Source organism: Streptomyces sp. NPDC054841 (genome assembly GCF_053611045.1).
Map to the genome: position 1 here is coordinate 1 of NZ_JBSGZO010000338.1, position 9,512 is coordinate 9,512.

General features: G+C 71.3%; 6 protein-coding genes. 2 read left to right on the forward strand and 4 right to left on the reverse strand.

Translation table 11 applies throughout. The features are described from left to right. Positions 1-63 precede the first annotated feature (63 nt). Genes meaB through mutA form a run of 3 tightly spaced genes read right to left on the reverse strand, consistent with a single transcriptional unit; the run spans position 64 to position 5,123 of the window. Positions 64-1,047, reverse strand: coding sequence for a methylmalonyl Co-A mutase-associated GTPase MeaB (gene meaB / locus ACWGI8_RS32095; RefSeq protein ID WP_453666284.1), 984 nt, complete (start codon positions 1,045-1,047; stop codon positions 64-66). 6 nt (positions 1,048-1,053) lie between these two features. Next, a complete protein-coding gene (gene scpA, locus ACWGI8_RS32100; protein ID WP_453666294.1) occupies positions 1,054-3,258 on the reverse strand; it encodes a methylmalonyl-CoA mutase in 2,205 nt (734 codons plus the stop codon). After that, positions 3,258-5,123: a methylmalonyl-CoA mutase small subunit gene (mutA, locus tag ACWGI8_RS32105; protein WP_453666286.1), complete on the reverse strand. Its 1,866-nt coding sequence runs from the start codon at positions 5,121-5,123 to the stop codon at positions 3,258-3,260. The genes scpA and mutA overlap by 1 nt, the downstream gene beginning before the upstream one ends. Positions 5,124-5,306: 183 nt before the next feature. On the opposite strand from mutA, the gene ACWGI8_RS32110 reads away from it, so the two are divergent. Next, a complete protein-coding gene (locus tag ACWGI8_RS32110) occupies positions 5,307-7,850 on the forward strand; it encodes an FG-GAP-like repeat-containing protein (protein ID WP_453666288.1) in 2,544 nt (847 codons plus the stop codon). A gap of 60 nt (positions 7,851-7,910) precedes the next feature. Here the strand turns inward: ACWGI8_RS32110 and ACWGI8_RS32115 are convergent, their stop codons facing one another. After that, positions 7,911-8,858: a LysR family transcriptional regulator gene (locus tag ACWGI8_RS32115; protein WP_453666290.1), complete on the reverse strand. Its 948-nt coding sequence runs from the start codon at positions 8,856-8,858 to the stop codon at positions 7,911-7,913. 180 nt (positions 8,859-9,038) lie between these two features. On the opposite strand from ACWGI8_RS32115, the gene ACWGI8_RS32120 reads away from it, so the two are divergent. Then, positions 9,039-9,458: a peptidase inhibitor family I36 protein gene (locus tag ACWGI8_RS32120; RefSeq protein ID WP_453666292.1), complete on the forward strand. Its 420-nt coding sequence runs from the start codon at positions 9,039-9,041 to the stop codon at positions 9,456-9,458. Positions 9,459-9,512 lie beyond the last annotated feature (54 nt).

Genomic DNA, 9,512 nt, shown 5'->3' on the forward strand with positions numbered 1-9,512 from the left:
CCCCAAGACCCTCCCGCTACGGAGCATCCGCAGCGTCCGCAGCGCCCGCGACCGTCCGTACGGTCACGTCCGGTCGCCGAACGCCTCCAGGATCCGCTCGGCGGCCAGCGTGGCCGTCAACTCGCCCTCGCGGACCTGCTGTTCGAGGCCGGGAGCAAGGGTGCGTACGGCCGGATGGGAGCGCAGCCGGCCGAGGAGTTCGTCCTGGACCATGGCCCAGGCCCAGTCGACCTGCTGGTCACGGCGCTTCGCGGCGAGCCGGCCGCCGGCGTCCAGGAGCGCACGGTGCGCTTCCAGCCGCTCCCAGACGGTGTCGAGGCCGGTGGACTCGCGGGCGCTGCAGCTCAGCACCGGCGGGGTCCAGGCGGCGTCGGCCGGGTGCATCAGGCGCAGCGCGCCCGCGAGTTCGCGGGCGGCGGCGCGGGCGTCCCGCTCGTGCGGGCCGTCGGCCTTGTTGACGGCGATGACGTCGGCCAGCTCCAGGACGCCCTTCTTGATGCCCTGGAGCTGGTCGCCGGTGCGGGCGAGGGTGAGCAGCAGGAAGGAGTCGACCATGTTGGCCACCGTCGTCTCGGACTGGCCGACGCCGACAGTCTCCACCAGCACCACGTCGTAGCCGGCCGCCTCCATCACGACCATGGACTCGCGGGTCGCCTTCGCCACCCCGCCGAGCGTGCCCGCGCTCGGCGAGGGCCGGACGAAGGCCGCCGGGTGCACCGCGAGGCGCTCCATACGCGTCTTGTCGCCCAGGATGGAGCCGCCGGTCCGGGTCGACGAGGGGTCCACGGCCAGCACCGCGACCCGGTGCCCGAGACCGGTGAGCAGCGTGCCGAAGGCGTCGATGAAGGTCGACTTGCCCACCCCCGGCACTCCGCTGATGCCGATCCGCCGCGCCCTGCCGGTGTGCGGGAGCAGCTCGGTCAGCAGCCGCTGGGCCAGGGCGCGGTGGTCGGCCCGGGTGGACTCGACGAGTGTGATCGCGCGGGCGACGAACGCCCGCTTCCCGTCGAGCACACCCTTGACATAGCTGTCGAGGTCGATGGCCATCCGCGGCTACAGCTCGTCGTGGCCCAGGGCCGCGCCGAGCCGCTGCACCAGGTCGTAGGCCGCGTCGGGGATCACCGTGCCGGGCGGGAAGACCGCCGCGGCCCCCATCTCCAGCAGCGTGGGCACGTCCTGCGGCGGGATCACCCCGCCGACGACGATCATGATGTCGTCGCGGCCCTCCTCCGCGAGCTGCTCGCGCAGCGCCGGGACGAGGGTCAGATGGCCCGCCGCCAGCGACGAGACGCCCACGATGTGCACGTCCGCCTCGACCGCCTGCCGGGCCACCTCGGCCGGGGTCTGGAACAGCGGGCCGACGTCCACGTCGAAGCCGAGGTCGGCGAAGGCGGTGGCGATCACCTTCTGGCCGCGGTCGTGCCCGTCCTGGCCCATCTTGGCGACGAGGATGCGCGGACGGCGCCCCTCCGCCTCTTCGAACCGGTCGACCAGGCTCCTGGTGCGGTCCACGGAAGGCGACTCCCCTGCCTCGTTGCGGTACACGCCGGAGATCGTACGGATCTGGCTCGCATGCCGCCCGTACACCTTCTCCAGGGCGTCCGAGATCTCGCCGACCGTCGCCTTGGCACGGGCCGCGTCCACCGAGAGCGCCAGCAGATTGCCCTCCAGGCCGGGACCCGGGCCCCGCCCGGCGGCCTCGGTCAGCGCCCTCAGCGCGTCCTGGCAGGCCGCCTCGTCGCGCTCCTCGCGCAGCCGCCGCAGCTTGGCGATCTGCTGGGCGCGCACGGACGAGTTGTCGACCTTGAGGACGTCGATCTGCTCGTCGTTCTCGACGCGGTACTTGTTGACGCCGATGACCGGCTGGCGGCCGGAGTCGATACGGGCCTGGGTACGGGCGGCCGCCTCCTCCACCCGCAGCTTCGGGATGCCCGCGTCGATGGCCTGCGCCATGCCGCCGGCGGCCTCGACCTCCTGGATGTGCTGCCAGGCCCGGCGCGCCAGGTCGTACGTCAGCTTCTCGACATACGCGCTGCCGCCCCACGGGTCGATCACCCGGCAGGTGCCCGACTCCTGCTGGAGCAGCAGCTGGGTGTTGCGGGCGATGCGTGCGGAGAAGTCGGTCGGCAGCGCCAGCGCCTCGTCGAGGGCGTTGGTGTGCAGCGACTGGGTGTGGCCCTGGGTCGCGGCCATCGCCTCCACGCACGTACGCGTGACGTTGTTGAAGACGTCCTGGGCGGTGAGCGACCAGCCGGAGGTCTGCGAATGGGTGCGCAGCGACAGCGACTTGGCGTTCTTCGGGTCGAACTGCTTGACCAGCTTGGCCCACAGCAGCCGGGCCGCCCGCATCTTGGCGATCTCCATGAAGAAGTTCATGCCGATCGCCCAGAAGAAGGAGAGCCGGGGCGCGAACGCGTCGACGTCGAGCCCCGCGTCCCGCCCGGCCCGCAGGTACTCCACACCGTCGGCGAGGGTGTACGCCAGCTCCAGGTCGGCCGTCGCGCCAGCCTCCTGGATGTGGTAGCCGGAGATGGAGATGGAGTTGTAGCGCGGCATCTTCTGCGAGGTGTACGCGAAGATGTCGGAGATGATCCGCATCGAGGGGCGGGGCGGATAGATGTAGGTGTTGCGGACCATGAACTCCTTGAGGATGTCGTTCTGGATGGTCCCGGCCAGCTTCTCGGGCGGTACGCCCTGCTCCTCCGCCGCCACGATGTAGAGCGCGAGCACCGGCAGCACGGCGCCGTTCATCGTCATCGACACGGTCATCCTGTCCAGCGGGATGCCGTCGAAGAGCTGGCGCATGTCGTAGATGGAGTCGATGGCGACGCCCGCCATGCCCACGTCGCCGGTGACGCGCGGGTGGTCGCTGTCGTAGCCGCGGTGCGTGGGCAGGTCGAAGGCGACCGACAGGCCCTTCTGTCCGGCGGCGAGGTTGCGCCGGTAGAAGGCGTTGGACTCCTCGGCGGTGGAGAAGCCGGCGTACTGGCGGATCGTCCACGGCTGGTTGACGTACATCGTCGGATAGGGCCCGCGCAGATACGGCGCCACACCCGGGAACGTGCCGAGGAAGTCCAGGCCCTCCACGTCACGGCCGGTGTAGAGCGGCTTGACGGCGATGCCCTCCGGGGTCTCCCAGAGCAGGTCGTCGGCGCTGCTGCCGGTCGACTCCTTCACGGCCGCTCGCCACTGCTCCTCCGTGGCCTCGGCAGGGGCGCCGGGGCCCAGGGGGACCTCCGAGAAGTCAGGAATCTGCATCACGCCGCCACTCCCATGCGGTCCAGGACGGAGGACAGGACGGCCACGGCGTCACAGCCCGCGAAGATGTACTCGTCGACCCCGGTGTGCTCGCCGGGACGGCCCGCGAGGAAGACCCGTTCCGCGCCGGCCGACCTCAGGGCCTTGGCGACTTCCTCGGCCTGCTCCTCGTACAGCGCGTCACTGGAGCAGAGGCAGGCGACGGTCGCCCCGCTGCGCACGAACGCCTCTGCGGCCGTGGCGGCATCGACCGTCACCGGGTCGTGGACCGGCTCGACGCCACCGGCCTGGAACAGGTTCGAGGCGAAGGAGACCCGGGCGGTGTGCGCCGAGGCCGGGCCGAGCGCCGCGAGGAAGACCCGCGGCCGGGCGCCGGTCGCGGCCAGATGGGCATCGGAGCGGGCACGCAGCTCCTCGTACGCCTCGTCGCGGCGCACCCGGGGCAGGCCCTGCGGATGCGCAGGCGCCTCGGGCACGGGCTCGCGCTCGACGGGCTTCTCCGCCAGATGCGGGAACTCGCTGACGCCGGTGATGGGTTCGCGACGCTTGGCGAGACGCTTCTTCCGCTCCTGCCAGGTGGCCGCGAGCCGGTCGCCGACCAGCCCCGAGCGCAGGGCCGCCTCCTGGCCGCCCGCCCGCTCCAGCTCCTGGAAGAACGCCCAGGCGGCGTAGGCGAGTTCGTCAGTGAGACGCTCCACGTACCAGGAGCCGCCGGCGGGGTCGGCGACCCGGCCCAGGTGCGACTCCTCCAGCAGGATCGAGGACGTGTTCCGGGCGATCCGGCGGGCGAAGGCGTCCGGCAGGCCCAGCTCGTGGTCGAAGGGCAGTACGGTCACGGCGTCGGCCCCGCCCACGCCCGCGCCCAGGGTGGCGATCGTCGTACGCAGCATGTTCACGTACGGGTCGCGGCGGGTCATCATCACCGGCGAGGTCACCGCGTGCTGGCGCTGCGCCGCCGCGTCCCCGGCATCGGCTCCGGTGGCCCCGGACACCTCGGCGACCCGGGCCCACAGCCTGCGGGCCGCCCGCAGCTTGGCGACGGTCAGGAACTGGTCGGCGGTGGCCGCGTACCGGAACTCCAGCTGCCGGCAGGCCGCGTCGACCGTGAGCCCCGCTCCGGTGAGGTGACGCAGATACGCCACACCGGTCGCGAGCGAAGCACCCAGCTCCTGGGCGGCGGAGGCCCCGGCCTCGTGGTACGGCAGCGCGTCCACGGTCAGCGCCCGCAGCCCCGGGTACTCCTCGTGGCAGCGCCGCGCCAGCTCCACGGCCTCGTCCACGAGGCGGACCGGGCCGCCGGTGCGGGCGGCGTGCCCGAGCGGGTCCGCGCCGAGGTTTCCGCGTGCCGCGTCACGGGAGACGCCCCGCTCCTCGTAGAGCCGCAGCAACTCACCCGCGGCCGCGGCGGTTTCGTCCCCCGCGTCGAGCACCACCGGCGCCAGGTCGAGGTAGACCCCGTCCAGGGCCCGGGCCAGACCGGAAACCGGCACGCCGGTGCCGCCCACGGTCAGCCACAGCGAGGTGACGCCGTTCTCCAGGTCGGTGAGCACGGCCTCGTTGGCGCGTGCGGGCTCCGGCAGCGCATGCCGCTGGCGTACGTCCCAGCCGCCGACCGGCCTGCCACCGCGCACGTACGGGGCGAAGCCCGGGTATCCGGCTTCGGGCACGGAGTCCCGCGCGGTGTACAGGGGACGGGCCACGAGCCCGTCGTCCAGCGTCGTCGCCAGCGTCTCCTCGGCCGCGTCCCCGGACACGTCCTTGCCCGACTTGCGCAGCACGCCTTCGACAAGGCGCTGCCACTGCTCGTGGGTGGCGTCCGGGAAATCGGCGGCGAGCGAAAGCCCGTCCTCGGGCAGAACCGTCATGCTCGGATGCTAGGGCAGCCTTACGGATGAGCAGCAGGTCCGACGGCTGTGACCTTGCCCTCCTTGCGGCCGCTGTTTTCCGGCGAATCCCGCTGCTCCGGGGCCTCCCTGAAGATCCACCCGTCCAGTAGCATTCGCGCACTTGTACGGAGGGCGGATGCCCTCCAGGGGAGGGACAATCACGTGGGTCGTCATGACCTCAGACGCGGCAGACTCGCTGCCGCGATCTCCGCAGCATCACTGATCATCTCGGGTGGGGCGCTGCTCCCCGTCGCGGCCGCCGGTACCGCGGCCGCCGCGACACCGCCGGTCCCATGGACCGCGGGCACGGCCATCACCGGCACGGACTCGGAAGCCTCGGTCAAGGAACTCGTGGTCGCCGCCGACGGTTCGGCGGTGGCTGTGTGGAACCAGTACCCGGCAGGCGTGTTCGAGCGGCAGCTGTACGCGGCGGTCCGCCCGGCGGGCAGTGGCACCTGGGGGGCGCCGCACCTGCTCGCCACGACTCCCACCGAGGCCGGCGAGGTCAGCCTGCTCGCGTCGGCGGACGGCACGGTGACCGCGGCTTGGGTCGAGTTCCCGAACGAGACGGACCCCGGGACCGGGACGCTGGAGACCCGTCTGGTGACCTCCGTCCTCTCGGCCGACGGTTCGTCGTGGTCGGCCCCGCACGCGCTCGTCACCGCTGAGCAGTCGCTGACCGTGGACGCCGTCGACCTCGCAGAGGGTCCTGACGGCGCAGTCATCGCGGCCTGGTGGTCCCGTCCGACCGGCACCACCACGTCGGAGGTCAGCAGCGCCACCCGCGCCACCGACGGCAGCTGGTCCGCGCCGGTCCAGGTCAGCGCCGCCGCTGCCGCCGGGGACACAGTGGGAGGCCCGCAGGTTGCGGTGGACACGGACGGCACAGCCGTCATCGTCTACGACCAGCGGGACCGGGAGAGCGGCCGCAGCACACTCCACACGGTCTCCAGGACGGGGTCTGCCGCTGCATGGGGCGCCCCCGTTCCCGTGGGCGAACCGTGGCAGGGTTCGAACGACCCTGAGCTCGCTGCCGGGGGCGACGGGTCGATGACCCTCGTCTGGTCCGGGAGGACCGAGGAGTCCGAGCCCGACACCATCTACACGGCCACCCGGGCCGACGCGTCCACACCATGGGGTGCCCCCGAGCCGGTCTCCACCACGGAGAGTCTCGTCGAGACACCCGAGCCGCTCATCGCCCCGAGCGGCGACGTCACCCTCGTCTGGGTCGACTGGACCAGCACCTTCGGCACCCGTACCGCCACGCGCAGCGCGGCCGGCGGCACCTGGTCCGCGCCCAAAACACTGTCCACGGGGTACGTGCCCGAGCAGTACGACGTCTCGATGGGCCCCGACGGGACCGTGCGTGCCGTCTGGACCCAGACCGACACGGACGACACCGGTCGGGTCCTGATGGAGTCCGCGTTCTCCGGCGGCACCTGGACCACGGCCAAGGAGCTGCCGGGCTCGGCGAACCCCTTCGTCATGGGCGAGGTCGCCGCCGGTCCCGACGGCACGGCCACCGCCGTCTGGTCGGGCACCGACAGCAGCTGGCTCACGCGGTTGTACGGATCCAGGACCGCCTGGCCCGAGACGCTCTCCGTGAGCGGCTCCACCGTCCCGACAGCCGTGCCGCTGCAGAACACCACGGGCACGAGCACCGCCTGGGCCCCCTCCTGGAAGGTGAACCGCCCCGTCTCCTCGTGGACGGTCACGCTCACCGACCCGGCCGGGAAGACCGTGCGGACGCTCACCGGTACGACGGACGACCTGACCGTGGCGCCCGTGTGGAACGGGCGCACGAGCTCCGGCGCGTACGCCCCGAACGGCCGGCTGAAGTGGACGCTCAGCGCCACGGCCACGGGCGCCTCCGGCCCGACCGCGCTCGGCTCGGGGTACGTGAACGTGACGGGCGGCGCCGCAGTCCCGCGCGACTTCAACGGCCCTGCGGCCACGCCCGACGGTGTCCCGGACCTGCTGACGCTCAACGCGTCCGGCGGGCTGGCCTACCAGCTGGGCAACGCCACCGGCGCCTACTCGGGGACGACGACGGGCTCCGGCTGGTCGACGACGGCCGTCGCGGTGCCGTTCGGGGATCTCAACGGCGACCGGTGCAACGACGTGCTGGTCCGGCTGTGGACCGGGGAACTGCGCGCGTACAAGCCCGGCTGCGGCAAGGCCGTGACGCCGACGACCGCGTACACCTCGCTCGGCACGGTGTGGGGCCAGTTCAATGTGCTGACCTCGCCCGGCGACCTGACCGGCGACGGTCGTCCGGATCTGGTGGCGCGGCAGGCGTCGACCGGGGACATGTACCTCTACGCGGACAACGGCGCCGGTGGGCTGAAGGCCCGCGGGAAGATCGGCACGAACTGGAAACTGTACCGGGCAGTCTTCGGTGCTGGTGATCTGAACGGTGACGGAATCGGTGAGCTGTTGGCGGTGGACGGTGCCAACTCGCTGTGGCGGTACGACGGGACCGCGGCGGGCACCGTGAAGCCGCGGGCAGCCGTGTTCGCGAACAACTGGGCCACGGGCCGCAACGTCTTCGTCGGCGCGGGCGACCTCACCGGTGACGGCAAGGCGGACCTGGTCTCCCGCAACGCGGCGGGTGACCTACTGCGCAACAGCGGGAACGGGGCCGGGTCCTTCGGGTCCACGGTGAAGATCGCCACCGGCTGGCAGGGCTACAAGGGCCTGTTCTGAGCATGTAGCGAGGACGCGACGGGGCGCCGGGACCTGTGGTCCCGGCGCCCGGGTCCCCTCTCAGGCCGCGTTCCACCAGCGCCTGTTGGTCCTTCGGAGAGTGTCCGGGTCCGTGGTACGGGCGTGGGCACGCAGCAGGCGCAGAAGCGAGCTGAAGGCGGGGCTGAGGGGGCGGGAGGCCGGCCAGGCAAGTACCGCGGTGCACAGGGGCAGATCGGTGACGGTGATGAAGCGGACACCGGGCCGGCGCATGAGGTGCAGGCAGCTCTCGGAGATGAAACGGATGCCGTGCCCCAGACTGGCCAGGGCGACATAGGACTCCAGGTTGGTTGCCGTGTGGTCGGTGTACCGCACCGGTGTTCCGTCGGGGCGTGGGTCGGCGGCCCAGAAGGCACGGTATTCCGGATCCACGCGCGGCGAGAAGCCGATGACGGGCAAGCCGGCCAGGTCGGCGAGGGTCAGCGATTCGTGCTCGGCCAGCGGGTGGGTTTCCGGCATGCAGACGAACCGTTCCTCCGTTCCGAGCCGGAGTGTGTGGATGCCCTCTGGCAGGGGCCCGTAGCAGATGACGGCGTCGACCTGGCCGTCCACGAGCAGGCTCACCTGCTCGACGTAATCCACTGCTCGCCACTCGACATCCGGTCCCGGAGAGCGTTCTCGCAGCTGATCCAGGAGTATCCGCAGCGCCGGAAGAGCGGTGAGGTACGAACCGAGCACCACACGGCCCGAGTGCGCGTGCGCTTCTCCCTCGGCGGCACCCTGCAGGTCGTCAACGGCATCCACCACGGCGCGCACCCGAGGCAGCAGCGCCTTACCGGATGGTGTCAGCTCCACCCGACGCGTGGACCGCTCCACGAGGGCCACGCCCAAGTGCTCCTCGAGGGCGCGGATCTGGCGGCTGAACGCGGGCTGACTGATGAACACCCGCTTTGCCGCCCGGCCGAAGTGCAACTCCTCCGCGAGCGCGAGCAGCAGACGTAACTGATGCGTACTCGGATCCGTGGTCATGGATCCTCCCCCTTGCCGGGAAGGTTGGTCGCCCTTCCCGGACTCATGCAGGCCAGGGTATCAGTGGCCAATTCGGCCGCATCAATAAACCCTTCCAAAGCGATTCCCGCCCAGTCAGGATGGAACTCACAGCGCAGCTGTCCCAGATAAGTGGACTGCTGGAAAACGAGGGGATCAATTATGAAGAGGAATTTGGCCATGTCGCTCGGCGCGGTGGCGCTCAGTGTCGCGGGCCTGGTCGGCCTTGGATCGGCGACCGCCGGAGCTGTGCCTTCCACGAGTTCCGCACTGTCTGCCCCCGCCGATAGTCACGCGGACGTTGCTGCGGCCAAGGGCGGTACCACGAAGGTCCAGATCTTCCAGGACGCCGAGTACAAGAACAGGAACACGACCTTCACCGAGAACATGCGGGATCTGTCGAAGGACGGCTGGGACAACACGATCAGCTCCGCCAAGAACAAGGGCAACCGCGGGGTCACGTTCTACCAGCACGCCGGCTACCACGGCGCCCGCTTCTACCTGCCAGCGGGCCAGTCGGAGCCCCACTTCGGCGACGTCGGCATGCACGACAACACGAGCTCCGTCAAGTTCAGCAGCTGACAGCGGGTTCCGTCAGTAACGAACTGCTGACGGGCGGGGTGCGGCGCCTGGGGC